The organism is Sphingobacterium paramultivorum (genome assembly GCF_014109745.1).
GTDB lineage: Bacteria > Bacteroidota > Bacteroidia > Sphingobacteriales > Sphingobacteriaceae > Sphingobacterium > Sphingobacterium paramultivorum.
In genome coordinates this window covers 970,806-996,687 of sequence record NZ_CP058555.1, presented here as the reverse complement: position 1 = coordinate 996,687, position 25,882 = coordinate 970,806, and the positions used below count along the sequence as shown (strand labels likewise).

At 37.8% G+C, this 25,882-nt stretch carries 33 protein-coding genes; 12 read left to right on the top strand and 21 right to left on the bottom strand.

Annotation, left to right across the window (positions count from 1 at the left end; all coding sequences use genetic code 11):
• The first annotated feature begins 162 nt into the window (after positions 1-162).
• A complete protein-coding gene (locus HS960_RS04055) occupies positions 163-363 on the top strand; it encodes a YqaE/Pmp3 family membrane protein (RefSeq protein ID WP_075994862.1) in 201 nt (66 codons plus the stop codon).
• Positions 364-397: 34 nt separating this feature from the next.
• On the opposite strand, the gene HS960_RS04050 is transcribed toward HS960_RS04055, so the two are convergent.
• On the bottom strand, positions 398-1,183 hold the full coding sequence (locus HS960_RS04050; RefSeq protein ID WP_153846713.1) for an alpha/beta fold hydrolase: 786 nt from the start codon (positions 1,181-1,183) through the stop codon (positions 398-400).
• 45 nt (positions 1,184-1,228) lie between these two features.
• The gene (locus tag HS960_RS04045; protein ID WP_153846712.1) at positions 1,229-1,663 is read right to left on the bottom strand and encodes an SRPBCC domain-containing protein; all 435 of its coding nucleotides are present in this window, start codon (positions 1,661-1,663) and stop codon (positions 1,229-1,231) included.
• Between the two features lie 305 nt (positions 1,664-1,968).
• Here HS960_RS04045 and HS960_RS04040 point away from each other — a divergent pair, with 305 nt between their 5' ends.
• Positions 1,969-2,415 carry a hypothetical protein gene (locus tag HS960_RS04040; protein WP_153846711.1) on the top strand — a complete coding sequence of 149 codons (447 nt, stop codon included), beginning with the start codon at positions 1,969-1,971 and terminating at the stop codon, positions 2,413-2,415.
• A gap of 134 nt (positions 2,416-2,549) precedes the next feature.
• Here the strand turns inward: HS960_RS04040 and HS960_RS04035 are convergent, their stop codons facing one another.
• The 5 genes from HS960_RS04035 to HS960_RS04015 all read right to left on the bottom strand — a co-directional run bounded on the left by HS960_RS04035 (position 2,550) and on the right by HS960_RS04015 (position 5,209).
• The gene (locus HS960_RS04035) at positions 2,550-2,990 is read right to left on the bottom strand and encodes a hypothetical protein (RefSeq protein WP_153846710.1); all 441 of its coding nucleotides are present in this window, start codon (positions 2,988-2,990) and stop codon (positions 2,550-2,552) included.
• 89 nt (positions 2,991-3,079) lie between these two features.
• On the bottom strand, positions 3,080-3,574 hold the full coding sequence (locus tag HS960_RS04030) for a hypothetical protein (RefSeq protein WP_182331324.1): 495 nt from the start codon (positions 3,572-3,574) through the stop codon (positions 3,080-3,082).
• Positions 3,575-3,591: 17 nt separating this feature from the next.
• The gene (locus HS960_RS04025) at positions 3,592-3,759 is read right to left on the bottom strand and encodes a hypothetical protein (RefSeq protein ID WP_153846708.1); all 168 of its coding nucleotides are present in this window, start codon (positions 3,757-3,759) and stop codon (positions 3,592-3,594) included.
• Between the two features lie 10 nt (positions 3,760-3,769).
• Complete coding sequence (locus tag HS960_RS04020) at positions 3,770-4,528, bottom strand: DUF1266 domain-containing protein (RefSeq protein ID WP_153846707.1); 759 nt, start codon at positions 4,526-4,528, stop codon at positions 3,770-3,772.
• Between the two features lie 33 nt (positions 4,529-4,561).
• Entirely contained in the window at positions 4,562-5,209 is a 648-nt protein-coding gene (locus tag HS960_RS04015; RefSeq protein WP_153846706.1) for a hypothetical protein, read from the bottom strand.
• Positions 5,210-5,433: 224 nt separating this feature from the next.
• Between HS960_RS04015 and HS960_RS04010 the strand changes: the two genes are divergently transcribed.
• From HS960_RS04010 to HS960_RS03995, 4 genes are all read left to right on the top strand, one after another.
• Positions 5,434-5,958, top strand: coding sequence for a Crp/Fnr family transcriptional regulator (locus HS960_RS04010; RefSeq protein ID WP_153846705.1), 525 nt, complete (start codon positions 5,434-5,436; stop codon positions 5,956-5,958).
• A 51-nt stretch (positions 5,959-6,009) separates the two neighbouring features.
• The gene (locus tag HS960_RS04005; RefSeq protein WP_182331322.1) at positions 6,010-6,567 is read left to right on the top strand and encodes a DinB family protein; all 558 of its coding nucleotides are present in this window, start codon (positions 6,010-6,012) and stop codon (positions 6,565-6,567) included.
• A 166-nt stretch (positions 6,568-6,733) separates the two neighbouring features.
• Complete coding sequence (locus HS960_RS04000) at positions 6,734-7,360, top strand: hypothetical protein (RefSeq protein ID WP_153846703.1); 627 nt, start codon at positions 6,734-6,736, stop codon at positions 7,358-7,360.
• A 40-nt stretch (positions 7,361-7,400) separates the two neighbouring features.
• Entirely contained in the window at positions 7,401-8,309 is a 909-nt protein-coding gene (locus HS960_RS03995) for an alpha/beta fold hydrolase (RefSeq protein WP_153846702.1), read from the top strand.
• 160 nt (positions 8,310-8,469) lie between these two features.
• Here HS960_RS03995 and arsC read toward each other — a convergent pair whose 3' ends face one another.
• The gene (arsC, locus tag HS960_RS03990) at positions 8,470-8,820 is read right to left on the bottom strand and encodes an arsenate reductase (glutaredoxin) (RefSeq protein WP_075993220.1); all 351 of its coding nucleotides are present in this window, start codon (positions 8,818-8,820) and stop codon (positions 8,470-8,472) included.
• Positions 8,821-9,003: 183 nt separating this feature from the next.
• On the opposite strand from arsC, the gene HS960_RS03985 reads away from it, so the two are divergent.
• Both HS960_RS03985 and HS960_RS03980 read left to right on the top strand, forming a co-directional pair.
• Positions 9,004-9,912: a helix-turn-helix domain-containing protein gene (locus tag HS960_RS03985; protein ID WP_182331320.1), complete on the top strand. Its 909-nt coding sequence runs from the start codon at positions 9,004-9,006 to the stop codon at positions 9,910-9,912.
• Positions 9,913-9,994: 82 nt separating this feature from the next.
• On the top strand, positions 9,995-10,996 hold the full coding sequence (locus HS960_RS03980) for an aldo/keto reductase (RefSeq protein WP_153846700.1): 1,002 nt from the start codon (positions 9,995-9,997) through the stop codon (positions 10,994-10,996).
• Between the two features lie 128 nt (positions 10,997-11,124).
• On the opposite strand, the gene HS960_RS03975 is transcribed toward HS960_RS03980, so the two are convergent.
• The 9 genes from HS960_RS03975 to HS960_RS26975 all read right to left on the bottom strand — a co-directional run bounded on the left by HS960_RS03975 (position 11,125) and on the right by HS960_RS26975 (position 20,262).
• A complete protein-coding gene (locus tag HS960_RS03975) occupies positions 11,125-12,861 on the bottom strand; it encodes a HAMP domain-containing sensor histidine kinase (protein WP_159730912.1) in 1,737 nt (578 codons plus the stop codon).
• Positions 12,862-12,885: 24 nt separating this feature from the next.
• Positions 12,886-14,007 carry a histidine kinase gene (locus HS960_RS03970; RefSeq protein ID WP_075993224.1) on the bottom strand — a complete coding sequence of 374 codons (1,122 nt, stop codon included), beginning with the start codon at positions 14,005-14,007 and terminating at the stop codon, positions 12,886-12,888.
• A gap of 62 nt (positions 14,008-14,069) precedes the next feature.
• On the bottom strand, positions 14,070-15,155 hold the full coding sequence (locus tag HS960_RS03965) for a porin (RefSeq protein ID WP_159730914.1): 1,086 nt from the start codon (positions 15,153-15,155) through the stop codon (positions 14,070-14,072).
• A 47-nt stretch (positions 15,156-15,202) separates the two neighbouring features.
• Complete coding sequence (locus tag HS960_RS03960; protein WP_159730916.1) at positions 15,203-15,769, bottom strand: K(+)-transporting ATPase subunit C; 567 nt, start codon at positions 15,767-15,769, stop codon at positions 15,203-15,205.
• 25 nt (positions 15,770-15,794) lie between these two features.
• The gene (gene kdpB, locus HS960_RS03955) at positions 15,795-17,804 is read right to left on the bottom strand and encodes a potassium-transporting ATPase subunit KdpB (protein WP_153846695.1); all 2,010 of its coding nucleotides are present in this window, start codon (positions 17,802-17,804) and stop codon (positions 15,795-15,797) included.
• A gap of 25 nt (positions 17,805-17,829) precedes the next feature.
• Positions 17,830-19,515, bottom strand: coding sequence for a potassium-transporting ATPase subunit KdpA (gene kdpA, locus HS960_RS03950; RefSeq protein ID WP_182331318.1), 1,686 nt, complete (start codon positions 19,513-19,515; stop codon positions 17,830-17,832).
• 141 nt (positions 19,516-19,656) lie between these two features.
• Positions 19,657-19,734: a potassium-transporting ATPase subunit F gene (locus HS960_RS27095; RefSeq protein ID WP_075994865.1), complete on the bottom strand. Its 78-nt coding sequence runs from the start codon at positions 19,732-19,734 to the stop codon at positions 19,657-19,659.
• Positions 19,735-20,112, bottom strand: coding sequence for a DUF7674 family protein (locus tag HS960_RS03940; protein WP_153846693.1), 378 nt, complete (start codon positions 20,110-20,112; stop codon positions 19,735-19,737).
• A gap of 27 nt (positions 20,113-20,139) precedes the next feature.
• Positions 20,140-20,262: a hypothetical protein gene (locus tag HS960_RS26975; RefSeq protein ID WP_259254088.1), complete on the bottom strand. Its 123-nt coding sequence runs from the start codon at positions 20,260-20,262 to the stop codon at positions 20,140-20,142.
• Positions 20,263-20,944: 682 nt separating this feature from the next.
• Here HS960_RS26975 and HS960_RS03935 point away from each other — a divergent pair.
• The 3 genes from HS960_RS03935 (at position 20,945) to HS960_RS03925 (ending at position 23,133) form a co-directional block, all read left to right on the top strand.
• The gene (locus HS960_RS03935; RefSeq protein ID WP_075994866.1) at positions 20,945-21,676 is read left to right on the top strand and encodes a 3-keto-disaccharide hydrolase; all 732 of its coding nucleotides are present in this window, start codon (positions 20,945-20,947) and stop codon (positions 21,674-21,676) included.
• Positions 21,677-22,059: 383 nt separating this feature from the next.
• Positions 22,060-22,542, top strand: coding sequence for an outer membrane beta-barrel protein (locus HS960_RS03930; protein WP_153848387.1), 483 nt, complete (start codon positions 22,060-22,062; stop codon positions 22,540-22,542).
• A gap of 132 nt (positions 22,543-22,674) precedes the next feature.
• Positions 22,675-23,133, top strand: a complete 459-nt coding sequence (locus HS960_RS03925; protein WP_153848386.1) for a hypothetical protein — start codon at positions 22,675-22,677, stop codon at positions 23,131-23,133.
• A 75-nt stretch (positions 23,134-23,208) separates the two neighbouring features.
• Here HS960_RS03925 and HS960_RS03920 read toward each other — a convergent pair whose 3' ends face one another.
• From HS960_RS03920 to HS960_RS03905, 4 genes are all read right to left on the bottom strand, one after another.
• Positions 23,209-23,679 (bottom strand): hypothetical protein, encoded by a 471-nt coding sequence (locus tag HS960_RS03920; protein WP_075993232.1) that lies wholly within the window; start codon positions 23,677-23,679, stop codon positions 23,209-23,211.
• Between the two features lie 160 nt (positions 23,680-23,839).
• Positions 23,840-24,157, bottom strand: a complete 318-nt coding sequence (locus tag HS960_RS03915) for a DMT family transporter (protein ID WP_182331316.1) — start codon at positions 24,155-24,157, stop codon at positions 23,840-23,842.
• Between the two features lie 78 nt (positions 24,158-24,235).
• The gene (locus HS960_RS03910; RefSeq protein ID WP_120332730.1) at positions 24,236-24,793 is read right to left on the bottom strand and encodes a Crp/Fnr family transcriptional regulator; all 558 of its coding nucleotides are present in this window, start codon (positions 24,791-24,793) and stop codon (positions 24,236-24,238) included.
• Positions 24,794-24,810: 17 nt separating this feature from the next.
• Complete coding sequence (locus HS960_RS03905) at positions 24,811-25,353, bottom strand: DUF4269 domain-containing protein (RefSeq protein WP_153848384.1); 543 nt, start codon at positions 25,351-25,353, stop codon at positions 24,811-24,813.
• Positions 25,354-25,476: 123 nt separating this feature from the next.
• Between HS960_RS03905 and HS960_RS03900 the strand changes: the two genes are divergently transcribed.
• On the top strand, positions 25,477-25,845 hold the full coding sequence (locus HS960_RS03900; protein WP_120332728.1) for a DUF1801 domain-containing protein: 369 nt from the start codon (positions 25,477-25,479) through the stop codon (positions 25,843-25,845).
• The last annotated feature ends 37 nt before the right edge of the window (positions 25,846-25,882 follow it).

The window sequence follows — 25,882 nt, the reverse complement described above, 5'->3', positions numbered from 1 at the left end:
TTAACATTTACCTATTCTAGCAACGCAAAACCATTACACATTAAGCATCAATACATTACAAACAAGCAAAAAATAACTTAAATTGCTTTAATTGATATTATTCGTGATTTTTAATGGTGAATACCGTACTTTTGTATTTTAATGTTTATAACCCTATTATTTATGATATTAATAGCAGTCTTACTTCCTTGGTTATCGTTTTTTTTACGCGGTAAGATTCTAAGTGGCATTCTCTGTTTGATCCTACAGATGACCATACTGGGTTGGATACCCGCAGCCATTTGGGCGGTGGCATCTCGTGTTGACGGAAAAAACGAACAGCGCATACGTAAGATGGAACGTAATATGCGTAATTATCGATAAACCTTTGGCGCGAACTTATTCGATTGAACAGGTATCAATTGGGTGCCAAAAAATGCTGTATTTGCCCTAGTGTAAAATCGATCAATTGGTCATTTACATCGCCATTAAAATCAGCCATCATATAGTTCCCATGATTAGCCGGTAAAATAAGCAGTCGGGCATGAGGAATCTGCTGTTGCATGGCAGCTAGATGTGTCGTTTTTACAACATCTTGGTCTCCACCTATCAAAAATACCGGGCAGGTCAAAAGGCTTAAGGATTCCGGTTCGAAGTCTTTAAAGTTTATCATGCGCTGGCTATCTTTTTCATACATATTTCGAAATTTCTCCGGATCTGGGTTCAGCTTCATAAAATTTTCTTTGAGAAAAGGTGGTATATCGTTAATCGTTGAAGCTTCCATACTTTCAAAAAAACCATCTAAAAGCCCCTCTCTTTTCGTATTTCCCGATGCAGCAATCAACTTTTCCACCTTGTCCGGATACATTATCGCAAATTTCAAAAGTGTTGTCGCTCCATTACTAAAACCGAAAAATGAAGCTTTTTCGATAGAAAAGAAGTCAAGAACAGCCGAAATATCTTTCGCATCCTGCTCGAAGGTTTCGGGAGTGGTTCTGTGTTCGGATCTTCCATGATTTTGCAGGTCTATCACAATCAACTGGTACTGATCATGCAATCTTTTTACTGTTTCTTCAAAATCAGAGAACCCAGAGGAACCTCCGCCATGAATCAATACTAAAGGCTTTCCTGTGCCGAATATTTCGTAGTAAAGTTTTATTCCATTTGCAGGTGCATAACCGCTTTTCGATTTTATTTCACGCATAATTTATTCTATAAAGTCTATATTTCTGTCAGTAGCAACACGCTTCTACAACGATTTGTTTTCTATAAATTTTTTAAAACTTAGCAAGACGCCATCGGTAAAAGACTGTTGTAGGTCCAAAGGTGTAAATGTATCAGGTTCGAAAGTTTCCCGGATAATCGTATTGTTATCAATCGCCTGAAATTCAACAACACAGGTTCTCCCTCCACTGGTACTTCCAATGTACTCCATCAAAATAATCTCATTGTATAATCCTACATAATCAAATCCCTCTCGACTATTTTTTTGTTCCATTCTAAAATTAAACATCCCGCCCTCCCTAAAGTCAATATGAACAGCAGGGCAGTGCCAATCGTCAAATGGAATATTCCATTGCATAATTGCATCAGCATCATTCCAATATTTCCAAACATCGGCTAGTTGCTTTTCAACTAAAATAACCGAAACCAAATTTTTGACAGGATGATCTTTATGTTTCATAGGATGTTTTAAATGATAAGAATACTTTTGTCTATCTACATTGGTTTAAAATCATTCCGTCCAATGTTCTGATACAAAAGATCACATTGCGCGGCACCACAATATTAATAAACTACACAGAAATTCGACTTGTCCTATGACAATATTGACTTACGCTACACACATTTTTCTGCGATACCGCGGAGCTGCACCTTATAGCTAAGGAAAGGATGAAAGCCTACCGTAATAAGTCGATTGCTGAATAAACAGAAGAGTATGGTATATTTATTGTGTGAACATGAGAAAACATATAAAAACCGATTCAAATGAGAAAACTAGCATTTATAGTCATGAGCCTTTTTACTTTTACAGCCTGTAACAATGCTCCCAAGAACAGCGAATCAAAAGAAACAGCTGGCCAAAGTAAGGAAGCAACTCCGTCGGTCGGCGGCAGCAAGGATGAGCACGGTTGTTTAGTCGCGGCAGGACAAACTTGGAGTGAGATCAAACAAGGATGTATCCAGGTCTTCAATGTGGGCTTACGCCTAAATCCAACGGAGAAAGAAGAAGGAAAAGCTGTCATTAGTGCCTTTGTTGTCCTTAGCGAGGATAAATCAAAGCTAGAATTATTTTTACCTGATGACAGTAAAAAAAACATTATCCTGGATAAAGTCGAAAACGAAATTTACCAAAAGGATAACTATAAATATGATGCTAAAAAATCAACGCTTTACGTGAATAATACGATCAAGTACACAGGTGATGTTGAGTAGCCTGGAAAGAAGATCTTATTTTAATCCTATATTAGCAGAAGGCCTGCTGTAATAAATTCCTGAATGCGACAATAGTTATTATGAATCCATTTTACTCGGAATAACTATTGTTCTATTCTATTATTTCAAGTGTACTATTGAACTATTGGCACAATTTGTACTACATAAGGCCCTGAGTAATGATTCCCTATCATTTTATTCTCATTCACCGTAATATGATATTGGCCAACATCTTTAAATCTATAGGCAAGCTCTTGGCCAAAGGGGCCATCAGCCGAACCATTGGGCAGAAAAAGCTGACTAATTCGTACATTGGCTGTATCCGCGGGAGTTTTTATTTTGATAAGAACCGAATCCGCCTGATGGACTGAAATGAAAATAGTATCCGTTTTCCCTGATACCATATTCATTTCCTTAGATCTTCCACCACCAAAAAACGTTATGTTAGAAGGTAATTCCTGTGCCTTGTGCTTAGATTCATTTGTACTGGACTGTGGCGGGCGTTGAGGTAATTGACAAGCTCCATAAAGAAAAACTACCAACACATTCATGATCAATAATCGTAATTTACCCATAACGTTTTACTTAGGATAACAAAAGCAATTAGATTACAGTTTTAGCCACTTTTCTTTTTCTATACATCCAAGTGTTGAAATTGAATTTGTTACATCGTCCACAAACTCCATTTTGATTTGATTGCATGTGGATTGAGTTCTCGTATTTTTTGATAAAAAACATAGAAATTTCTATTCCAGAGGGAATAGTTATGCGTAAAACTGAAAATGGACTGTCCCTTACTATCCAATTGAACGACAACTTGCCAGATATAGTGATTATTAATTTGAGTCGATGTCCTACGAAGTTCAATGATATCCACTAACCTAAAGGATCTACCTGCCCCACCTTTTCGAACGACAGCGTAGAAATAATTTTCATCAAAAAAATAATCTTCGTCACTTAACAGATTATCTTCTATACCAAATAGAAAGGGTCGTGACGACAGTTTTCTTAATTTATCTGTTTCAAAATGATCATTCATCTCATAGCTTTTTTTAACACCGTATAAATAATTTTTAGCTACATTTTTCTTATAGACTTCTGTCAACACGACAACGATCAACATACAACTGATAACCAAAAAAATGCCTTTAAAATTCATTTATTCCACAAAAAAAATTAACTTCCACAAGTCAGATAAAACATAGGAATTCCCCCTTGATCTTTCTCGATAGCATCTAATCTTTCGAGATAGCTATGGTCGCCGAGTTCTTTCTGAGCGATTTGTTGTTCCAATTGATAGAGCAAATCCAAAGCCGTAAAATGTAGTGGATGTGGAGGCCACATGAGACAACACTCAGACGGAATGATTACCATTCCACCATGCGACATTATTCCAGGGACTTCCTTTCTTTTCTTTAAGATACCCAATATACCTTTTCAAATAAGATTTCCCAATTTTACTATTTAACCCAACTTGATCTTCTCCTTCCATAAAATGATCGGAAAATAACAACCAATCACTAAAATGCTTTTTCGCATATACTGACAACTTTTTGAGAACATCTAATGCCACAGGTTTTGATAGATATCCAACGTCCGTTGCGGATGTCGTAATATGACTTGCTACAGCAACAACAAAGGCATTCACCCCTACTTTGGAGATATCCCAAACGGCTGTATCGATTTTGCCGTTTTTTTCTTCCAATGCGGTCCCGGTCTTTTCTATTCCAAGTAATGTAAAATATGAACTCAACATTTCAAGACAGCTGTCTGTATCTGTTATACCAAAATCTCTTTTTAACAATTTGATAAAATCACTTCTATATTGATCAATTTTGGGATAATTTCCAAATTGATATAAGTGAATCGGATAATTTCCATCATCTCCCGTACTTCCGAATACCGTAAACCAGTCCCCAAAAACAATGACTCTAAATGCGGCTCCCAATGCATTACCAAACTGTTCTTCATAAGGAATATCCAGAAGTATATTGTTATCAATTGCTAAACTCTCCTCCCTTTTTTCCTCTTCGGCTTTAAAAGTAAGTTCATCTTTGGCTTCATGCATACCTTCCTTTGCCGCATTCAATAATTCTCTTAAAAATTTAAACATAACGGTATTGATATTAACTACTTAAAAGAAATTTTACTTACTATATTTTGCTATAAGCGCATAATCATAAGGGATTCTCATGGACAACTCGCGTGCTTGCCAAATATCTCCTTCAGACGCCTGGTAAAAATCATAGGCATTTTTCAAGAAATTTTCACCGTTTGGAGCCTCCACCCAACTTTTCTTCTCTCGATTGTAAAGTAAAATCATACAACTCACGCAACGATAATTACCTGCTGTTTTTGGGTTTTCAAAACAAGTTCCAACTTTAATATTAATCTTCTGATTGATTATCACATCGGTCAATTTACGATCCGTGAGATGAATTAATGCGATTTGTGCATCCTCATGATCCGGTGGTAACTTCGCTATTACTAATCGTCCAAAATCTGTCTTTCTAATTTTTTCGATTTCTAAAGCCCTAAATTCTGGCGATATGCGATTTGTATCAACCGGGTATAGATCATCTTCTACACCTACCACTTCAGTCGTCGTTACTTCGGTAGCCCCAGCGGCAAGTAGCTGTTTATTGTTTTCATAATTTTCCCAATCTGCTGTATCGTAGGTAACCCACTGCTGTATCTTATAGAGCAAGGTTTCCCTCTTATTGACTTTGATAAAAAACGCCGCTATTAAAAATGAAACCAGCAAAATGAACAGGATAACGAGGACTCTTTTCAAACTAAAATTATTTAATGAAGTATTTAAATCTGTAAAATCGTGAAAACATATTCCATGTTTTCATTTAATACCGTAAATCTGCACATAATTATTCAACCGGTAAATCTGGAACCCATATTAGGTCAAAACTTGGCGATATTTGTAGCTCAATAATCAATATTTGAAAACAGCAATACAATCGCTAATTTCGAAGACCTTTAATGATTCAATTAAATCCAACGTATATGCATAAGCTGTTAGATCTCATATCACCTCGAATCTTTAAAAAAGAAATTTCTTTTAGGAGGAACGAATACATCAAAATGAATGGTTCGATTGATTCAAAGATTTATTTCATAAAAAAAGGCAGCATCAAAATTTCTATTTTTCAGGAAGATCATGAACAGATTATTCGCTTTGGATATGATGGAGATCTCATTGTAGCTATGGATTCTTTTATTCATGGTAGCTACTCGGATTATACAATTCAGGCAATAAAGAAAACAGATATGCTAATCGCCGAGAAGGAAGACTTTATGAATTTTATCTATTCCACTTCAGAAAACACAAAATTATATATCACTATCTTGGAACAGTTGGTATTACAGCAGCTTGAAAGAGAACGAGATCTATTGCTGGACTCTCCAAAAAACAGGTATGAAAGACTCATTAAACGAAATCCTAGATTATTTCAACTAATTCCTAATAAGCATATCGCCAATTATCTTAGAATGAGTCCCGAAACTTTATCAAGAATCAGTAAATCTTGAGTTAAATCAATTTTTTTCCAATTTATTTTCGAGTATTTTATCAAAAAAAAGATGAAATATAAATCATTAGAACTACTTGATCAACTGGAAAAGCAAGTACAGGAACATATATCATTTGTCAATTCCCTAGAAGCCCTTTCTCAGGAGACATTACATAAAAGACCTCATGAAGGGTCCTGGAATATCCTCGAATGCATACAGCACCTGAATCTGTATGGAAGTTTCTATTTACCTAAAATCACAAAAAAAATATCCGAAAGCAATCTTGGCTACAATGTTGATTTCAAAAGTGGTTTTTTAGGGAACTATTTTGCTAATTCTATTTTACCAAATGATAAGGAAAAAAAGATGAAAACTTTTCGAAAAATGGATCCCAGAAATCTTATGCAGAGCGCCGAACCGATTCCAGTTTTTTTAGAACAGCAAAATAGACTACTTCATCTACTCGATAAGGCAAGGTCAAAAGATTTAACTAAAATTCGCATTAGGCTATCTTTCAGCAACTGGATACAGCTCCGTTTAGGAGATATATTTCGTTTTATTATTCATCACAATAACAGGCATATTGTACAAATAAAGAATATCTTATCGTTACCTACAACACATTAAAATAGGGTCCTAAAGAAGCCCACAGCATATACACCAAAAGCATGTGGGCTTACCGATAAATAATATTGACTAACCGAGGTAAACCCCATATTGACCGAATAGCCCTATCATGATATAGATTATGTGTTTATTTTGACAGGATCAGATAACCAATAAAATAAAAACAATGCATAGAATTATAGGAATATGGATCGTCTTCTTGATTTGCTTTTCTCAAAATAGTATTGGACAAGTAAAAGATTCAAACTATTTTCTCGAAAAAGATAATACTAAGGTACCTCCGCAGGCCAACATTTTACCCCTACAAAATTTCAACTTCCACGTCAAACCCTATCAGGCTGTAGGAACCAAAGTGATCGTAGACTCATTATCGCTCGGAGTAGATAATTATATCATTTATACATTTAGCGTAACCAAATCTCCTCATGACAAGGAATATTATTCTTTCTGCAATATTGTTGTTAAATTAACCTCGCAGGAGTCTATGATGACTTTAGCTCAAACGAATAAAATTTACGCGGGAAATGTCTCTAGAAACCACCCCGACTATTTTGGCCAGGGCACCTTAATACGGGATGATTATCGTATTGATTTTATTGCATTTACGCAAGAAAACCATGATATTAGCGTAATTAACACTAAAATTTACAACCTTTCAAAAGGTAGAACCATATTGTTGGAACAAGATACCTTCCACCAATTTATGCTAAATGATTATCAATTTTCGGACATTGGACTACAATCAACCAATGGCCTTAAAGAACATATTGCAGCACTAATAAATAAACGGTAAATGCAAAAATTCATCCTTTCATTTGAGCTTTAAAAGAAATATGAAAACCTGGACGATCATGCTATTCTTCGTTTCCATTGGGGTCATACAAACGTATGCACAGGAAACGGCTAATATTAAAGGTATACGAACATCCTATTGGGTAAAGGGGTTGGAAAAAAGAAAAGCCAACGAGCCAATCGTCATTTTTGAAAGTGGCATCGGCATGAGCGGGAACAATTTTTCCGTCCTTTTCCCCAAATTAATGAGTAATATACCGTATTTCAGTTATGACAGAAATGGCTTAGGAAATTCGGATCCTGATCCATTCTTAAAATCTGACCAAGATGTTGTGGACAAATTACATTTAATCCTATCCAGTTTAGAAATTAAACCGCCCTATTTACTCGTCGGGCATTCATTGGGTGGAGCTTTTGTTAGGCTGTTTGCAGCTAAATATCCGGATGAAATTGCCGGCTTAGTCCTCATCGATCCTACCGATTTTATGTTAACAAAAACAGAAGATGCAATTGCTACTAAAACATCAAATAGCCAGATAGGTTACCAACAACTCTGGGTAAAAATGCTTTCAGATATGATAAGCGACAAAAACCTTGGTGAAGGTGTAAAATTGGAAATGAAAAGAGAACTGGCAGTCAGCGAAAAACATTTTTTTAAAGATTATGCCGATTTACCGCTTCTAAAAAATGTCCCTGTTACCGTATTCATCGCCTACAATCGACCTATCGAGCGATATGAAAAAGAAATGAACAGTAAATTGGGAATAAATGATAGATTTTGGTTTGATGCCTATGATCAGCTTCGAATCAAACATTATGCAAATCTAATCAAACAAAATAACAATTGTGAACTGATTCTTTTACCAGGATACAGCCATGGGATACACCAACAAGACCCTGATAAAGTCGGTACAAGTATAAATGTCCTCTTTAAAAGAATAACCCACTAAATCATGTCGATAAAATAATATCATAGGAGATATCTTTAACCGTTCAAAAAAAGCCAAAATTAGTGATTAGAAAAAAAATTTTAGTACATCCAACACGGCTGCAGCTATATTCAAAAAATGTTTCATACAATCAAGAAATATAACAATCAAGCCAGCATCGTCACTTAGCACCAATGAGTGCTAAAACTTTTTCAATAGGTCGACCAATTACTGCTACACCGTCCTTTACAACGATAGGGCGCTCAATCAAGATCGGATACTCCAGCATCACATCGATCCATTGCTCATCTGTCAAGTGAAGATTTTGGAATTTTTCCTGAAAGACCGATTCTCCTTTTCTGATAAGTTCCAAAGGTTTTAAAGCAAGTTGACCCAATAATTCAATCAATTGGCCTCTCGTCGGAACATCGTTTAAGTACTCCTGTACTTCTATATCCACAGCTTGATGCTGTAGCAGCTCCAATGCATTACAACTCTTACTGCAATTTTTATTATGATAAATTTTAATCATGGTCACAATATGTAAAGGATATCCTTGTGATAAAAAATCAATTATTGGATACCCTCAAAAATAGGAACAAAATCACAAACAGTTCAAATAAAATGCCACAGGCTAACCAAATATTCGAATTCATTTTCGAGAAACTGATCCGTTTATGACGTAGGATTGTTTCTCTTTTTTTAATTTAGTAATATGAAATCAGCCGAAAGTGTAACAGATTTTTACAAAAGGCAATCAGGTTTAACTAATTTGGATTTGCCGCTAAATAATACGGGAATTGGGCATTTCAATGTTTTCAGCAGGGAATCCTGTACTGTCGTCTCTCCGTACAATCGCCGCGATTTTTATAAAACCTCCCTTATCATAGGGCGTGGAAAACTATATTACGCAGATAAGTGGATACAAATCGATAGACCTGCCATGTTATTTGCGAATCCGGTTGTTCCATATGCTTGGGAACCCGAATCCTCAGAACAATCCGGATGGTATTGTGTATTTACAGAGGAATTTATACAGCATAGTGAACGGATAGAAAGTCTAAAAGACTCTCCCCTGTTCAAGATAGGTAGCAACCCGATTTATTTTCCGGATGAAACACAATTAGCAGAAATTTCTACAATCTTCCAAAAGATGATGGTTGAAATGAACTCGAGCTATATTCATAAAGATGATATGTTGCGAAGTTATCTACATCTTCTAATTCATGAAACGATGAAATCGAGTCCCGCAGCGAGTTTTGGATCTTATACCAATGCCTCGACCAGGGTATCGGGACTATTTCTTGAGCTGTTAGAAAGACAATTTCCAATCAATACCCTTCAACTTAGCCTGCAATTGAAAAGCCCTGCAGATTATGCGCATGCGCTTTCGGTTCATATCAATCACCTCAATAGGTCGGTAAAAGAAACCACAGGCAAAACCACCAGTACACACATTGCAAACCGTGTGGCCCAAGAAGCCAAAGCTTTGTTGTTGCATACCAATTGGAATGTATCGGATATTGCCTACAGCCTGGGATTTGAATATCCATCCTATTTCACCAATTTCTTCAAAAAGCAAACCGGGATGTCTCCAAACCAAGTCCGAAGCAGTACTGTTTGAATTGTATAACAATCTGTTTGATTGTCTTAACTCGCTTCGTTTGTTCCATATGTACTTTTGTATTGAACAAAATGTAATCATTATGAAATATAGAAATCTTGGAACAACAAATGAAAAACTCTCTGCGATTGGATTAGGCTGTATGGGAATGAGCTTTGCATACGGACCTACTGACGAAAAAGAGAGTATTGCGACATTGGAAAGAGCATTGGACCTCGGCATTAATTTTTGGGATACCGCGGATATGTACGGCAACGGTGCCAATGAGGAACTTATTTCAAAAGTGCTTGTTCCCAACCGTGACAAAGTTTTTATTGCAACAAAATTTGGGTTTCGCTTTAAAGATGAAATAGCAGGTCCAAGTGGTACGGCAAACACCTATTTCGATGGCTCGCCCGAATGGATAAAATTAGCGGTAGAAAAAAGTTTAAAACGCCTTAGAATCGATACTATAGATCTTTATTATGCGCACCGCGTAGATCCCAGTATTCCTATCGAAGAGACCGTAGGCGCTATGGCAGAATTGGTTAAAGAAGGAAAAGTGAGGTATTTGGGTTTAAGCGAAGCATCTCCCGCATCAATCATTAAAGCTAATGCCGTACACCCTATAGCTGCTTTACAGAGCGAATATTCGCTCCTTACACGTGATGTAGAAAAAGAAATCTTACAGACCGTACGGCAATTGGGGATAAGTTTAATTCCTTATGCGCCTCTAGCGCGTGGATTATTTTCCAATTCTTTAAATTTAGAAGATCTTGCTTCGGACGACTTTAGAAGAACCTTACCTCGAAATCAAGGTGAACATGCATTGAACAATGCACAATTAGTCACCGACTTCTCCCTACTGGCAAAAGATAAAAACTGTAGTCCAATACAACTCGCTTTAGCCTGGGTGCTGGCACAGGGAAATGACATCATTCCTATTCCAGGAACTAAAAAAAGAAAATACCTGGAGGAAAATGTTGGTGCCCTTGATGTACAATTATCGCATGATGATTTAAAAAAAATAGATGAAATACTCCACAAATACCCCAATATCGGAGCACGATACAGCGAAGGCGCTATGGCTTTAGTCAACCATTAATCGATTTTTGAGATTATAAGTGGCTTGCCGGCGCCACTTATAATCTCAAAAATTGTTCTCCTCCCATCCGTCCTTGTTCTATTGTCATGATGTGCTGTATGAACAGATACGAATCGTTTAATATGGTATTAATTATCGGAAATTGCGGTACGCAATGAAAAATAGAAAGAACTTCCTGCGCCATAATCACTTTCAACACCAATTTCGCCACCTTGCGCCTCTATAAACTCTTTACTAATACTTAAACCAAGTCCTGTTCCACCTTTTTTGGACCCTGGCACACGGAAGTAACGCGCAAATATTTTATCCAGATATTTCGGCTCGATCCCTTGCCCACTGTCGGTAACGATAAATTTTGTTTTAAGTTCGCTGTTTTCCACTACTATGCGAATAACCGAATCTTCATGGGAGTAACGTATCGCATTGGAAAGAAAATTTGTAAGAACCCAGGCAGTTTTCTCATTGTCAGCAAATATAGCTTTCACATTGGGGTCTACCTCGATAACAAAGTGGATATTTTTTTGATTCGCAGCAAATTGATTTGCCATGATGGCATATTCAATAATTGGCTGTATTTCCGTCGTATGTAAGTTAATTTGAATGGAACCACTTTCAACCTGCGTCATATTTAACAGTTCACCGGTTATTTGAAGCAGGCGGTTAGAATCATCTTTTATTCCGTTTAACAATGTAAGCTGCTCGGTATTTAGATATCCTATTTGTTCGTTTTCCAACAATTGAACCCCCATCTGAATCGCCGCAATAGGTGTTTTGAACTCGTGCGAAACGGTACCGATGAAATTTGTTTTTGCAAGATCAAGTTCCTTAAATGGCGTAATATTCTTTAGGATAACCACCTGCCCGATAAACTTTGATTCAAGTTCACCCGTAGGCAAAACATTGATATCGATAACATCTTTTTCAAAATAGCTTTCTCTATCGTCTGCATAAATTTTAACCGCATTTTTTTTACGTTTTTCTACAGGAAGAAAAAGATCTTTAAAAATATCCTTAGCAAGATCATTTTCATCTGAAACCGCTAAAGCAGATCTTCCGAGAAGTTGATCTTTATGTAGATTTGTGATGCGAAGTGCTTCCTCGTTGACAAAAATGACACGTCGCTCTTCGTCGAAGCCTATCACCGGATCATGCATATGATCAACAAGAGACTCTATTCGTCTTTTTTCCTTTAAAATTTTTTCAAGTTTACTTTCAGCATATTCTTCAAGTTTCTCTGCCATGGAATTAAATGAAGCGACGAGTTCCGCAAACTCACCTCCGCTCTGTACCTGAATACGCTCTTTGTAGTTCTGTCCTGCAATTTGTCGAATACTCGCTGTCAATTTCGCAATGGGGTTAGCTATATTGGACGGCAAATTGACCAGTAATATAAAAGCAATGATAAAACAGAGTGCCCCGGCAAATGAAATGACCAAAATTGCATGTTCGGCGGTGCGATCCGCAATAATACTCTTCCGAGAAATTGCCGTCATATTTTGTTCCATTAACAAGGCAATATCCTTTCTGATAGACGAGACAATAGTAACATCTAAGGGCTTATCTTTCAGTTTTAAAAAATGTTTGGCAATTGCGTTTGTTGTTTGCTGCTCTCCGACTTCGGTAACATTTTTCCGTTGTTTGTCAAGATTGATCTGGAAGTTGTTAAAAGCAGCTTTTGCAACAGGAATTTCCTCTAATGCCAATAACATATTCTTGGCGTACAGCAGCGTATTGTAGTTCGCTGTCAGTATATTTGCGGTATCCTTTTTTAATCGGTTTACATACCAACCACTTAGCGCGGCAAGTAGAAAGATCATGAGAAAAAGTGATCCTACACCAAAGGTAAGTTTCGTTTTTATTTTCATCTTATTCACAATTTGTCTTTATCATTAAGACAATATAATCAGATCGATGTCTTCCGTCGACAGTTGTGCCAGCAGTTTGCTAAATGTATCCTTAGCAAGTAACATCCTTAAAAGAGATAATCGTGGTTTTCCAATGCAAACTGTGGTGATCTTGCGGAGCTCGCACAAAGCGATGATCTCTTTTGCCACACTATGACTTTCTACTTTGATAATTTCTCCACCAAGTTCTGTCGCCAGTTTAAAGTTATTGATCAGGTGCCGTTGTTTATTTAAAGCTATCCGATCTCCGCGCTCTTTTGGCAACTGTACATAGAGCAAAAACCAACTGCTATTGTAATATCCTGCTAAGCGTGCTGTTTTTCGGATGACGTTTTTTGCTTTTATTTCATTAGAACTTATACAAGCCAGGAAACGCTCCTTTCGCACCCATCGTTGGGGTTGAACTTCAATCTCTACTTTGCGTTGAACCTGGGAGGCAACTTCTTTCAACGCCATTTCACGCAATTGTAAGATATGTTCGCTTTTAAAGAAGTTTTGAAGCGCTGCCTGAATTTTTGACGCGTCATAGATCTTGCCCTCTTTTAGGCGAATGATAAGCTCTTCTGCAGTAAGATCAATATTAACGACTTCATCTGCGGAATCAATAACACTGTCGGGAACACGTTCTTGCACTTCAACACCTGTAATCGCTTTGACCTCCTCGTTTAAACTCTCAATATGCTGGATATTAACAGCGCTGATCACATTAATCCCCGCTTCAAGAATCTCCATAACATCCTGCCACCTTTTGGTATTTTTACTGCCTTCAATATTGGTATGTGCCAGCTCATCGATAATGACAACCTCGGGATGTGAATTCAAGACAGCATAAAGGTCCAGTTCCTCCAACTGTTTGCCTTTGTAAAAAAGATGGCGTCGGGCGATAAGGGGTAGACCGTCGAGCAATTGATGTGTTTCCTTCCGATTATGTGTCTCAATATAGCCAATACGCACATCGATTCCTCCCTGTAAAAGGGTATGTGCATCCTGTAACATGCGGTATGTTTTTCCAACCCCTGCACTCATACCAATATAAAGTTTGAAGCGACCTCTTCTCGATTTCCGGATAAGGTCCAAAAAGTGTTCAGCGCTTTTCCTTTCTTCCATTTTTATTGCCTTTCATTTCAGAAGGTTCCTGCCGATCCAACACACGGCAGGAACGATTGTTTTTAAAAACTAACGGTAAGTGCTGTTACAGCCGTCACACTATTTTTCACCAACTTATTTGTCCGATCAAGGAAAATAGCATCTTTATTCGTGAGATTACGTAGTTCCGTACGCCAAAGAACATTGGGAAGAATGGCATAATCTGCATTTAAAGAATAGCCAAACGTTTGAAAACCTTGATCTGTAGTCGTAGAAACGATCACACCATGCTTATCGTTGTAATATTCTCCTCTTGCTGTTAAGCTAAATTTTTCGGTCGTCGCGTATCGTGCAATTAACACGGGGGTGTACCATGCATTGTACTTTGAGCTACCTTTTGCTTTTTGTTCCGCGCCAATATCAAATCCGAATGTGATTCCCAGCTTTTCGTTCATTTGATAAATTGCATATAGATTATGAAAATAACGCATTTGTCTGACACTATCCGCTTTATCACTGCCTATAAAAGAACCACTATTGATGGTCCATTTATCTGTCGGTTTATAGACCAGTTGATGCCCAAATGCCGGCAAACTGCTACCATCCACCCGTTGAATCCGCTGCCATCCGTTTAAAATCAGCCCACTTAAAAACAGTTTTCCCGATGCGGATGTATAGGATATTTTTGCTCCTGTTTCAAAATAAGGGGAATTATCCGCAAAAATACTTCTTGTTAAAGTCCAATTATCCTTTCCTATAGCGCTTTCAAAGCCCAAATGGGAAGAAAATATGCCAGCATCGATCCATAAATTATGTTTTTTTGAGATACGTATACCGGCGTTCGCTTCGTAAATATTTTTTAAGACTCCGGGTTCCGCACCGTAGTTGGCATTCATATATGTACCGACACCTAAAGCAAGATTTGCACGGGTATTTGTTGTTTCGTATGCAGCTTTTAAAAGTGCCAAGTTTATGTTTACTTCATTCGTCCTATTGTGACTATATACAAAGCCTGGGCGTGTATTTCCAAGTGGATTGTTAAAGTCCCGGAGGTAATATGCTTCAAGGTAACCACTGATAGACAATCGGGTATTTTGAGTAGTATCTTGCTGTGCAAATAATTGTGTTGCCCCTGCGAGTAAACAGGCCAACATCGCTAGTTTTTTCATGTAAATTGTTCTTATAAAATGTATATCGATGACCCTTTAGGTCAATTTTATTTTTCAGCCATCTTGTCCAAAGCAATATTTAGTTCAAGGACATTGATTTTGCGAGGTCCAAACATATTCCATAAAGGCGTCTGAACGTGGGCATCAACAAGAGACTGTAGGCTATTTACCGATATACCTCTCGCTTTCGCAACACGATCAATTTGTATTTTTGCGGCCTCTATGGAGATATCTGGATCCAAACCACTACCACTGGCTGTAACAATGTCTACCGGTACCTGTTCGCGTTTTACAGTAGGATTGTGAACTAAGAAAGTATCGATACGGGCCCTAACTTCCGAAAGATATTCCCCATTAGAAGGTCCTTTGTTACTTCCACCCGATCCAGCAGCATTATAACCAACAGCTGAAGGACGCGACGAGAAGTAATCATCACGCGTAAAGGCCTGCCCAATATTTCTGTAATACTTTTGCCCATTGTACTCAAGCATTTCCCCTTTTCCATGATTGGGTGCTATTTGAGCTATTGCCCATACGAGGACTGGATATACCACTGAGAGCAGGAGCAATAAGATAATTGTAATCTTTATTGCCGGATATATATGTGTTTTCATCTTTGCTTTTATTATTAAAAATGTATTAGATAAATAGGGAAACCAGTAGGTCTATGACCTTGATACCAATAAATGGAACGAGTACTCCACCAAGTCCAAAAACGAGCAGATTTCTCCGTAACAGTGCGCTTGCACCTATAGGTTTGTATGCGACTCCTTTCAATGCCAAAGGAATCAGTAATGGGATAATAATTGCGTTAAAGATGACAGCTGATAGTATGGCACTTTGTGGACTACTGAGCTGCATAATGTTTAAACCTTGAAGTGCGGGTATTGCTGCAATAAACAAGGCCGGAATGATAGCAAAATATTTGGCGACATCGTTTGCAATACTAAACGTTGTTAGCGTACCTCTGGTCATCAACAATTGTTTGCCTATCTCCACAACCTCAATCAGTTTGGTTGGATCATTGTCGAGATCGACCATATTTCCGGCCTCTTTTGCAGCTTGTGTACCGCTGTTCATCGCTACACCAACATCGGCTTGTGCAAGTGCCGGAGCATCGTTTGTACCATCCCCCATCATGGCGACCAATCGTCCATCAAGCTGTTCTTTTTTGATATAGTTCATCTTGTCTTCAGGTTTCGCTTCGGCTATGAAATCATCCACTCCAGCTTTTTCCGCAATATATTTGGCCGTCAACGGATTATCTCCCGTCACCATAACAGTTTTGATACCCATTTTTCGTAACCTTTCAAAGCGTTCATGAATTCCGGGTTTTATCACATCCTGCAATTCTATGACACCGAGAACCTGTTCATTCTCTGCAACGACCAATGGGGTTCCCCCATTTTGAGAGATAAGCTTTACGCGTTCATCTATTTCCTGAGGAAACAGATTTCCAGCCTTTACAATGATATTCCGAATAGCATCTGTTGCACCTTTACGAATACGTGTCTGTGCAAAGTCTATTCCCGAGCTACGGGTCTCCGCGGTAAACTTAATGAATGCAGGATTTTCGACCTTATAGCTCGATGGATTGACACCAGCCAATTCGACAATTGATTTCCCTTCCGGTGTTTCATCCGCCATGGAGCTCAATGTGGCCGCACGTACCAGAACTTCCTTCAGGACGCCATCTGCGGGGTAAAAATTTGTCGCCTTACGATTTCCGATCGTAATAGTTCCAGTTTTATCAAGCAACAAGACATCAATATCTCCTGCCGTTTCAACTGCCTTGCCACTTTTTGTTATAACATTTGCACGAAGTGCACGATCCATTCCCGCGATACCAATTGCCGATAAAAGACCACCTATTGTTGTTGGAATCAGACAGACAAAAAGTGAAATAAACGACGCAATGGTGATACCAACATTGGCATAATCCGCAAATGGTTTTAAGGTCACCGTTACGATAATAAATACAAGTGTAAAACCTGCCAGAAGGATTGTTAATGCAATCTCATTAGGTGTTTTTTGGCGGCTTGCCCCTTCAACCAATGCGATCATCTTATCCAAAAAGCTCTCCCCTGGTTCTGTCGTTACCTGCACGACAATTCGATCGGACAAAACCTTGGTACCACCGGTAACTGAACTTTTATCACCCCCAGACTCGCGGATCACCGGTGCTGATTCTCCGGTAATTGCACTCTCATCTATGGTTGCCAATCCCTCAATAATCTCCCCATCCAATGGAATTACATCACCAGCCTGGCAAACAAAAACATCATCTTTTTTCAGTTGAGCGGACGAAACTACCCGACCATCACGCAGAGTTGCTGGAGTTTCCTCCCGAGTTTTCCGAAGACTATCTGCTTGCGCCTTACCGCGGGCTTCGGCAATTGCCTCAGCAAAATTTCCAAACAATAAGGTTAAAAATAGAATAAGAAATACCGTAAAATTATAACCAAGTGTACCTTGTGATTTTTCCCCAGTCATTATCCAAAGACAAACGACGGCCATAATCAGCGTCCCGATTTCCACAGTAAACATCACTGGATTACGGAACATTATTTTAGGATTTAGCTTCACGAAAGATTGCTTTAACGCCTGTTGTACAAGTTCTTTCTGAAACAATGTTTGTTGATTGCTCATTTTTAGAATTCTTTAATTTTAAGTACTACATGGAAAAATATTCCGCAATTGGACCCAATGCCAACGCAGGGAAGAAAGAGAGTGCTGCAATAATCGCTATTACAGCGAATACCATTAAACCGAATGTACTTGTATCTGTTTTTAGCGTTCCCTCACCCTCAGGTATAAATTTTTTCTCAGCCAATAATCCCGCAATAGCAATTGGGCCTATAATCGGTATAAAGCGGCCGAGTAACAATACGATACCTGTCGAAATGTTCCACCAAATTGTATTATCTCCAAGACCTTCAAACCCACTACCATTGTTAGCTGCGGATGAAGTATATTCGTACAATATTTCACTAAAACCATGGAATCCAGGGTTATTCAATGTAGAAGCACCTTGGGCTGGAAACGCTGTAGCAAGTGCTGTACCGACAAGGATTAGAAAAGGATGGGCAAGAGCAACAATCATAGCGATTTTCATTTCCCGCGCTTCAACTTTCTTACCCATAAACTCTGGTGTGCGCCCCACCATCAAGCCACTAATGAAAACAGCGAGTATAATAAAAATGAAGAAATTGAGTATCCCCGCGCCTACACCACCATAAAAAGCATTCACCATCATCGCTATAAGTTCGTTCATACCAGATAAGGGCATGTAACTATCATGCATAGAATTGACAGAACCCGTCGAAATCATCGTTGTAACAATACTCCAAAACCCCGATGCCGCTGCACCAATACGTATTTCCTTTCCCTCCATGGCGCCCATAGACGTGTCAATACCCATCTGTGCAATCGCTGGATTTCCAGCCATCTCCATTTTTATATTTGGTATTGTCAGGATGATAAACCCAATGGTCATCACACCAAACATCATCCATGAAAATTTACGCTTGCGAATAAAAAAGCCGAATGCAAATATCATCGCCATCGGGATAATAAACTGGGCAATCATTTCCACCATATTGGTCAAATAATTGGGATTTTCAAATGGATGTGCACTGTTTGCTCCGAAAAAACCACCTCCATTTGTACCAAGATGTTTAATTGGGACAAAGGCAGCTACTGGTCCTCGGCTTACCTGTACGGTATCTCCAGCGACAGTAATCATGCTGTCCTTACCTTCGAAAGTCATCGGCATGCCTTGGAATACGAAGATGGCAGCAACCAAGACGGAGATAGGCAGTAAAATCCGGGTGCAAGACTTCACAAAGAAATCGTAAAAATTGCCCAATTGTGTTGTTGTCTTATCCCTAAAAGCTTTGAAAATAACCACTGCAGCAGCCATTCCCACGCCTGCCGTCACGAATTGAAGAAACATGAGCCAAATTTGTCCTAGATAGCTCACTCCTGATTCACCGGAATAGTGCTGGAGATTACAGTTGACCAAAAAAGAGATACTGGTATTAAAGGCCAAATCAGCAGTCATTCCAGGATTCCCATCTGGATTTAAAGGCAAATGTCCCATATTCATCAGGATAACCATGCTCAACAGGAACCACAGTAGATTAATTGTCAAAAGAGCAACGAGGTGCTGTTTCCAGGTCATCTGGAGGCTAGGATTAATTCCTGTCACCCGATAAAAAAATCGTTCCAATGGTTGAAACAATGGATCTAACCAGGTCTTTTCATTGCCATATACCTTAGCCATATATTTCCCAAGGGGAAGTCCGAGTAGTAATGTTACGATGAACATCACTATGATTCCAAGAATCTCTGTATTCATTTCTTTAGTTGATTTGTATAAAAAGTGTATCATGACCGATCGTCATCTAACCTCAAGCTCTTCTTTTCACTATGTAACACGAAAAGAACTGACTGAAAGCGGGATTTCATCGCCGACGATAGAGAATGAGTAATCTTGTTATTAAAATTTTTCTGGCTTTAGAAGTACATAACAGATATATGCAAAAACCAGTAGTGCTACAATAAATAAAGCTGTCATTTACTTTGATATTAATAGGTTATGAATTTGTTGTCCTTTAAGGACCTCTAAAAATGGTGTTGGTAGCTGAGCTTCGATTACCGCCCATGCATTGACCGAACTGATGCGCCGAAGACCTCCTAAAGATCTTACAAAGAGATTTTCCAGAATGTATTTGACATAATGGTTTCCTCGTCCATAAATCATTCCGAGGAAATGAATATGCTGGCAAATTTTGTCCGTACTTTGCAATACAATTAAGCTCCGAAGATGATTAATAACAGCCTGTAAGGCTCCTGCAAAATTGTGCTTTCGCAATAAGAAATTAATCTCTGATCGGATTTCCTTATAATGGAGCGCCATATACAAACCTGCACCGTATTGATTTAATTTTTTCATGTTGTGTGTAAAACTATACTTCAAAATCTAACCGATATAGAGTTGAAAAATCATTGCAATAATCAATACCACTACTATGATCTTCGCTATACGGTCTCCCGATAAATTATGTGCGGAACTGCTGCCTTTATTTTCTTGCTTCTCTTTCATATTATTTCTTTTATATTTTGCCGAAGAAGTCGACCATTTTATAGAATAACCAGAAGAACAAAATTCCAGTTATGACGAGTATGATTGTTATTGCCATTGTTAAATTTTATTAGTGAATCGCGATTTCATTTTGTTAACTTCAATTACATGCCAGCAGCATTGCCGATCGTCTCCTTCGGAGGGCTCTTGCCACATACTTTTCTTTTCCGTCCTGTTTTCATATTTACATTCATTTGTCCCAATAAGCCAAACAGCGTTCCACTATGCCAAAAAACAACATAACACACTATTAATCAGGTGTTATAAAAAAATAAACCACAAAACAGCATTGGATAATCCTATCATTTTGATAAGGTTATTTTATCAAAATGAGAATGACTATGCTGAAAATGTGATCAAATCATTATAATGTGTAACTTGTCATGTATACTTGAGAGGTGACCAAAAAACATAGGCGGTTTGAACTGGTCTATTCTATAAAATGACGGAAAAGAATGTTTTAAAAATTCATAAATGAATAGGAGAATAGGTGAACCTCCGGATGAGTATTAGCAGAAGTACTATGTAACAAATTTGCAAAGGAACATGAAATTATCGCCAAAAGTTCATATTAAAAATTATTTTAGGGGATACATATTAAATGGGAAAACTTATTAAAGAGACACTTATACAAATAAAAACAATGATAAACTTAAACCTTTTCAAAAAAATCATCTTATCGGTCTTTATGGGCTGTATTTTACTCTCCTGTCAAAATGAAAAAAGCAGTCCGAATACATTGACAGAAGAAGAGCAAAGTAACGGCTGGCAACTTCTATTTGATGGTACCACGCTTAACAATTGGCATACCTACAATAATAGTAAAAATGCTCCTACAGCCTGGGTCGTTAAAAATGGGACTATTTACTGCAATCCAAACAGTGAAAGCCAAAAATATGACTTAGTATCGGACAAAGAGTATAAAAATTATGAGTTTAAGTTTGAATGGAAGCTCGAAAAAGAGGGAAATAGTGGCGTTTTTGTCAATGTACAGGAAAGACCGGATATCAATGCGACCTATCATTCAGGACCAGAATACCAATTGTTGGCAGATTCCCATCCTGATTTTGATAAGCCACTGAAGCGTTCCGGCTGTCTTTATACATTTCTACCGCAGCAAAACTTTGTCAATATTAAAGCACAGGATGATTGGAATGAATCGAGTATTATTCAGAAAGACGGAAAGGTAACGTTCTACCTGAATGGTAAAATCACTGCTGAAATGGATTTTAATTCCGCTAAATGGAAAGATTTGGTAAAACATAGTAATTTCAAAGATTATCCAGAGTTTGGTAAACATATTAGTGGGAAATTAGCACTACAGGATTGGTCCAGAGGTGTTTCATTTAGAAACCTAAAAATAAAGACCTTATAATAAAAAAGTCCTTAGCAAATGCTAAGGACTTTTTTTATGCAATAGCCTCAGCCCCATCTTCCCACTTTAGCCCTCCTATTATCTTCCTGTTCCGCTTTCATTCCCCGCCTTTTATCCACTGCCTTAGCCAATGAAATCCGTCAGGAGTTAAGCTCTCCCATCGCTAGACATTCAGTCCTTAATAAAGGATCTGCACCTTGATTTAAAAAAGATGCCTTATACACCCCAAAAACTTCACAAGCCTTTAGTAAGTTAAAAAGAATTTAAAATCAAAATATAAATTAAATAAGAAATAAAATACTATGTAAAATAAATTGTAGCGAATTAAATTTCAAAAACGTCACCTAGAGTAAGTCACATAAAATCCTGACTTAACTATATTAATGAAGAAAATTATATTCATCGTCCTAGTCTCCCTGATTTCGTTGGAAGGATATGGGCAAGAAAACATGCAAAAAAAATCAGAAATTCGAGTGGGGTATGGCCTTATTCCGGTCCAAGAGATCGGTACAATGCTCGGTGAGGGAATATTTATGGGTTTACTCGGAAGAGAAGTAGAACATTCCAGCGGAACTGGCACATTTACTGCCGGGTATTCACATAATTTAAACAAAAGACTGTCTATGGGCATCGACGGGTTTTATGGTAAAAATACGGTTTCTTACAAAGATGATCTTGGGGATTCAAAATGGAATGTTTTTGGGGGACTTCTGAATATGCAATATAGCTATTTGAATAAAACTAAACTTAAACTATATGGAAAAGGAGGTTTGGGCTATGCAAAATTTAACAATAGACAAAAAGAAGATAGAGAGCTTCGGTGCGCTATCCTATCAATTTACGCCGATAGCCATTCGTTACGGTAATAAAATAGGTATCTATGGCGAATTTGGTTTCGGCTACCTCGGGATTGCAAATGTCGGGATATCTCTCAAATTGTAAATTATCCAATTTTGGTGCTTCAATAACAGTTAAAACAATACAAATAAAAAATCATTATGTTAAAACTTACGATATCATTACTTGCTGTCGCACTCGCTGCAAGCAGTTGTTCAACAACATTAAATACGAAAAAAATGCATACGAATACAACTGGTCTTTCCGTAAAAATTCAATCAACAAATGCTATTGCAGTTAAAAATCCAACGGGCAAGATTCGCCTATCTGCAGTTTCGGCCCAGATAGCAGATGTACCAGCTACAATGATCCTGGAAAAGAGTTTTACAGCGAACCAAATACCTTTTGATCTCAAACTCGATTTACCTAAAAATCACCTTAAGCTCATCCAGCCTAAAGTCAGTGACGCTGAGCCCATAAAATACTACGTAACATTAGATTGGGATTCCAACGGAGACGGCGAAAAGGGAAAAGGAGATATTTCGATTGACTTCAACAAAAAGTTTCCTACCGTGGTCCTTGGACAAGAAAATGAAATTTTTGTCGCAGAATCCAAATAACAAAAAAGTGTCCCAAGAGGTATTCGTCGGAGAACGAGATAGCTCTTGGGAAACCACACTTCAATTAGCAGTAAACTACCGCCAGTCAATTCTTGTATCTATCCAAAAACAATCTCTATTCCGCCGAAATAAGTCGTCCGGTCTTTGGTGATTGTAGATAAGTTCTTCCAAGGCGTTAAAATTATAGCGAAACATGTCTTCATCTTTTGATTGAATGGGGCGCAGAATTGAATCTTCATCATCGATAAAAATGTCGGATTCAAAAATATTGATTCGATGCGCATTCACCCATGCAATAGCCGTCTCCTTACTCATGCGCTCCAATGCTTTGGTCGCTTCCTGAAATTGTTTCATTTCCCAGGGAAGATCTTCGGGATAATGTGAGGCAATATAGTCTTGATAAGCTTTTATATCACCTTCACGGAGACATTCGTTGCGAAGCAACAGCCTTGTTGTATCCCGAGCAAAGCTAATATACTCCGGTCGCATAAATAGGCCGTACCTTTTACTATACAATTCTATTTTTTCAGCTAGTTCTTGCCTCATAATGTAATTGCGTAGCAAAAATCATCCCAACCTACTCTCTTCTAGGGAGTTTAGACTAAAAAAAATAGATTTTATATATTTTTAACAATCCAATTGAAGAAAATTGAGCGCATATTCTATTTTTTTATGTACACTGAGATAAATAATATTTCCGGTATTTTTAAAAAATCTTTAAGCCAATAATTCCTGCGACGATCAATGTTGCAGACAGGAGTCTAAATACATTGGCCGAATCTCCGAAAAAAAAGATTCCGACCATTAATGTGCCCACTGCCCCTAAACCTGTCCATACAGCATATGCTGTACCTATAGGAATAGTTTTTTGAGCATAAAATAATAATCCGCCACTAATGCTCATGGAGACACTAGCTAATAGAATCCAACCAAATTTATTGGAATCTGGCTGTTGAGCCATTTTTAATCCGAGCGGCCAGCCAATTTCAAAAATGCCAGCAATAATCAATGCAATCCAATTCATTTTCAATAGTTTAAATTTCTAAAGCAAAGATAATCGCTATATAAGGGGCATTTTTTGACTTATATCAAAATCGTGTACTTACCGTCGTATCCGGCTGAGCGTTTCCTGTGTAATCCCTAAATATGATGCAATATGGCCAAGATTAATTCTATTTAACAAATTTGGCTGTAGGCGGATGAGAGATTGATATCGTTCTACTGCAGATTCGGTATGCAGGGACATAATCCGTTCTTCAAGAATAATACAAACCTCCTCAGCAATCTTTCGGCCTATAAGATTTAGTTCAGGATAAATCCTATACAATTCATTCAAATCGTCCACAGAAATTGCATAGATCTCGGAGTCTTCCAGAAACTGAATATTTTCAAAAGAGGGCTTTTCAGTATAAACGGGCAAAATCGATCCAAAAATCTGGTTTTCCTCACCAAACCAACTGTTCATTTCACGTCCATTTTTAAAGAAATAAGCACGAATCAGTCCTCTACGCAAAACAAAATAGCTTGATAAATGCTGCCCTTCCCTCAAAAAATGCTCACCCTTTTTCTTAAAAAAATAACGAGTTCTATTTTCTACCGCTTTCTCAATTGCTTCATTGAGATAGCCATATTTTTTAAATTGTTCAATTAGGGGATTCATACTATTTTAGATTAAAATCATTCATAGTTTATCGAATTATCTGCTGGATTATACTTTAGAAGTTCTGTATATGCATCGCCTTCAATTCCCAATAGCTGACAAAATGCAGGCTCAGTTTTTACCCCGCTCCTTTTGAGCTGCCTGACCTGCTCAGCGAATTCTTTCCCCCTCAATTGAATGATTTCATGCTCTTTAAGCATATGTAAATATCCATTCTGAATTTCAGTTGCTTTATCCGTTGCATAAATTTCAAAAAGCTGTTCCTCAATAGAGAAACTGCACACGATTACATGACCGGCAGCCCGCTGTAACCGAAAATGTGCATGCTGCGAAAAATTAAGAGACAGCTTTTCTTCAAGAGCATCAAAATCATCTACACGCAGAATAATGTCTATATCACTCCCATCAACATCTATCTGAATCGGTATTGTACCAACTACAATCGGACTGTAATCCTCAAGACGGTTAATAATCTGATAATCCATCAGTAACCGATAGGCTTTTTTTTGCACTTCATTTCCACTATTCAAATAGTCTATATTTCTAAAATTTATGGTCATAAGCAAATAGATAATTCGATCGCATAAAATAGGTCTGAATATACTAAACAACAAAAGAAAATTGTAACTATATCATATAAAAAAGGATAAGTCTTGTATCTTTATTTGCAACACATCATTCATATGCAGGAGATCCAACATTTCTATCTGAACCAGAAAGAACCAAATAAAAGCTGTCTTTTAGCATTAAGACATATTATCCTTCAACAGGATGCGGATGTGAGTGAGACCATAAAATACGGTATGCCTTGCTTTTGCTATAGAAAAAAAGCATTCTGTTACCTTTGGACCGACAAACGGACTACATTTCCGTACCTACTGATGGTTGAAGGTAAACATTTGGACCAGGTACAGCTGGAAGCAGGTCAGCGTCTTCGGATGAAAACATTGCCTATTGATCCACAGGAAGATCTTCCGATAGACACAATCGAAAGTATTCTGACGGCCGCCTTAAACCTCTATCGCAATGGCACAATTAAAATTAAAAAATAGCCACCAACCAGTGAAATAACCTATCATCAACCATCAA

Coding starts and splice junctions, on each gene's coding strand:
- HS960_RS04005 (WP_182331322.1), top strand. CDS start 6,010: ATGAAATATAAATCATTAGAACTACTTGATCAACTGGAAAAGCAAGTA.
- HS960_RS03975 (WP_159730912.1), bottom strand. CDS start 12,861: ATGAAAATAAAAACGAAACTTACCTTTGGTGTAGGATCACTTTTTCTC.
- kdpA (WP_182331318.1), bottom strand. CDS start 19,515: ATGAATACAGAGATTCTTGGAATCATAGTGATGTTCATCGTAACATTA.
- HS960_RS04030 (WP_182331324.1), bottom strand. CDS start 3,574: ATGAATTTTAAAGGCATTTTTTTGGTTATCAGTTGTATGTTGATCGTT.
- HS960_RS03960 (WP_159730916.1), bottom strand. CDS start 15,769: ATGAAAACACATATATATCCGGCAATAAAGATTACAATTATCTTATTG.
- HS960_RS03935 (WP_075994866.1), top strand. CDS start 20,945: ATGATAAACTTAAACCTTTTCAAAAAAATCATCTTATCGGTCTTTATG.
- HS960_RS04050 (WP_153846713.1), bottom strand. CDS start 1,183: ATGCGTGAAATAAAATCGAAAAGCGGTTATGCACCTGCAAATGGAATA.
- HS960_RS26975 (WP_259254088.1), bottom strand. CDS start 20,262: ATGAAAGAGAAGCAAGAAAATAAAGGCAGCAGTTCCGCACATAATTTA.
- HS960_RS04055 (WP_075994862.1), top strand. CDS start 163: ATGATATTAATAGCAGTCTTACTTCCTTGGTTATCGTTTTTTTTACGC.
- HS960_RS03965 (WP_159730914.1), bottom strand. CDS start 15,155: ATGAAAAAACTAGCGATGTTGGCCTGTTTACTCGCAGGGGCAACACAA.
- HS960_RS04025 (WP_153846708.1), bottom strand. CDS start 3,759: ATGTGGCCTCCACATCCACTACATTTTACGGCTTTGGATTTGCTCTAT.
- HS960_RS04045 (WP_153846712.1), bottom strand. CDS start 1,663: ATGAAACATAAAGATCATCCTGTCAAAAATTTGGTTTCGGTTATTTTA.
- HS960_RS04035 (WP_153846710.1), bottom strand. CDS start 2,990: ATGGGTAAATTACGATTATTGATCATGAATGTGTTGGTAGTTTTTCTT.
- HS960_RS04000 (WP_153846703.1), top strand. CDS start 6,734: ATGCATAGAATTATAGGAATATGGATCGTCTTCTTGATTTGCTTTTCT.
- HS960_RS03930 (WP_153848387.1), top strand. CDS start 22,060: ATGAAGAAAATTATATTCATCGTCCTAGTCTCCCTGATTTCGTTGGAA.
- HS960_RS03995 (WP_153846702.1), top strand. CDS start 7,401: ATGAAAACCTGGACGATCATGCTATTCTTCGTTTCCATTGGGGTCATA.
- HS960_RS03985 (WP_182331320.1), top strand. CDS start 9,004: ATGAAATCAGCCGAAAGTGTAACAGATTTTTACAAAAGGCAATCAGGT.
- HS960_RS03980 (WP_153846700.1), top strand. CDS start 9,995: ATGAAATATAGAAATCTTGGAACAACAAATGAAAAACTCTCTGCGATT.
- HS960_RS27095 (WP_075994865.1), bottom strand. CDS start 19,734: ATGACAGCTTTATTTATTGTAGCACTACTGGTTTTTGCATATATCTGT.
- HS960_RS04010 (WP_153846705.1), top strand. CDS start 5,434: ATGCATAAGCTGTTAGATCTCATATCACCTCGAATCTTTAAAAAAGAA.
- HS960_RS03970 (WP_075993224.1), bottom strand. CDS start 14,007: ATGGAAGAAAGGAAAAGCGCTGAACACTTTTTGGACCTTATCCGGAAA.
- HS960_RS03900 (WP_120332728.1), top strand. CDS start 25,477: ATGCAGGAGATCCAACATTTCTATCTGAACCAGAAAGAACCAAATAAA.
- HS960_RS03905 (WP_153848384.1), bottom strand. CDS start 25,353: ATGACCATAAATTTTAGAAATATAGACTATTTGAATAGTGGAAATGAA.
- HS960_RS04040 (WP_153846711.1), top strand. CDS start 1,969: ATGAGAAAACTAGCATTTATAGTCATGAGCCTTTTTACTTTTACAGCC.
- HS960_RS03920 (WP_075993232.1), bottom strand. CDS start 23,679: ATGAGGCAAGAACTAGCTGAAAAAATAGAATTGTATAGTAAAAGGTAC.
- arsC (WP_075993220.1), bottom strand. CDS start 8,820: ATGATTAAAATTTATCATAATAAAAATTGCAGTAAGAGTTGTAATGCA.
- HS960_RS03940 (WP_153846693.1), bottom strand. CDS start 20,112: ATGAAAAAATTAAATCAATACGGTGCAGGTTTGTATATGGCGCTCCAT.
- HS960_RS04020 (WP_153846707.1), bottom strand. CDS start 4,528: ATGTTTAAATTTTTAAGAGAATTATTGAATGCGGCAAAGGAAGGTATG.
- HS960_RS03915 (WP_182331316.1), bottom strand. CDS start 24,157: ATGAATTGGATTGCATTGATTATTGCTGGCATTTTTGAAATTGGCTGG.
- kdpB (WP_153846695.1), bottom strand. CDS start 17,804: ATGAGCAATCAACAAACATTGTTTCAGAAAGAACTTGTACAACAGGCG.
- HS960_RS03910 (WP_120332730.1), bottom strand. CDS start 24,793: ATGAATCCCCTAATTGAACAATTTAAAAAATATGGCTATCTCAATGAA.
- HS960_RS03925 (WP_153848386.1), top strand. CDS start 22,675: ATGTTAAAACTTACGATATCATTACTTGCTGTCGCACTCGCTGCAAGC.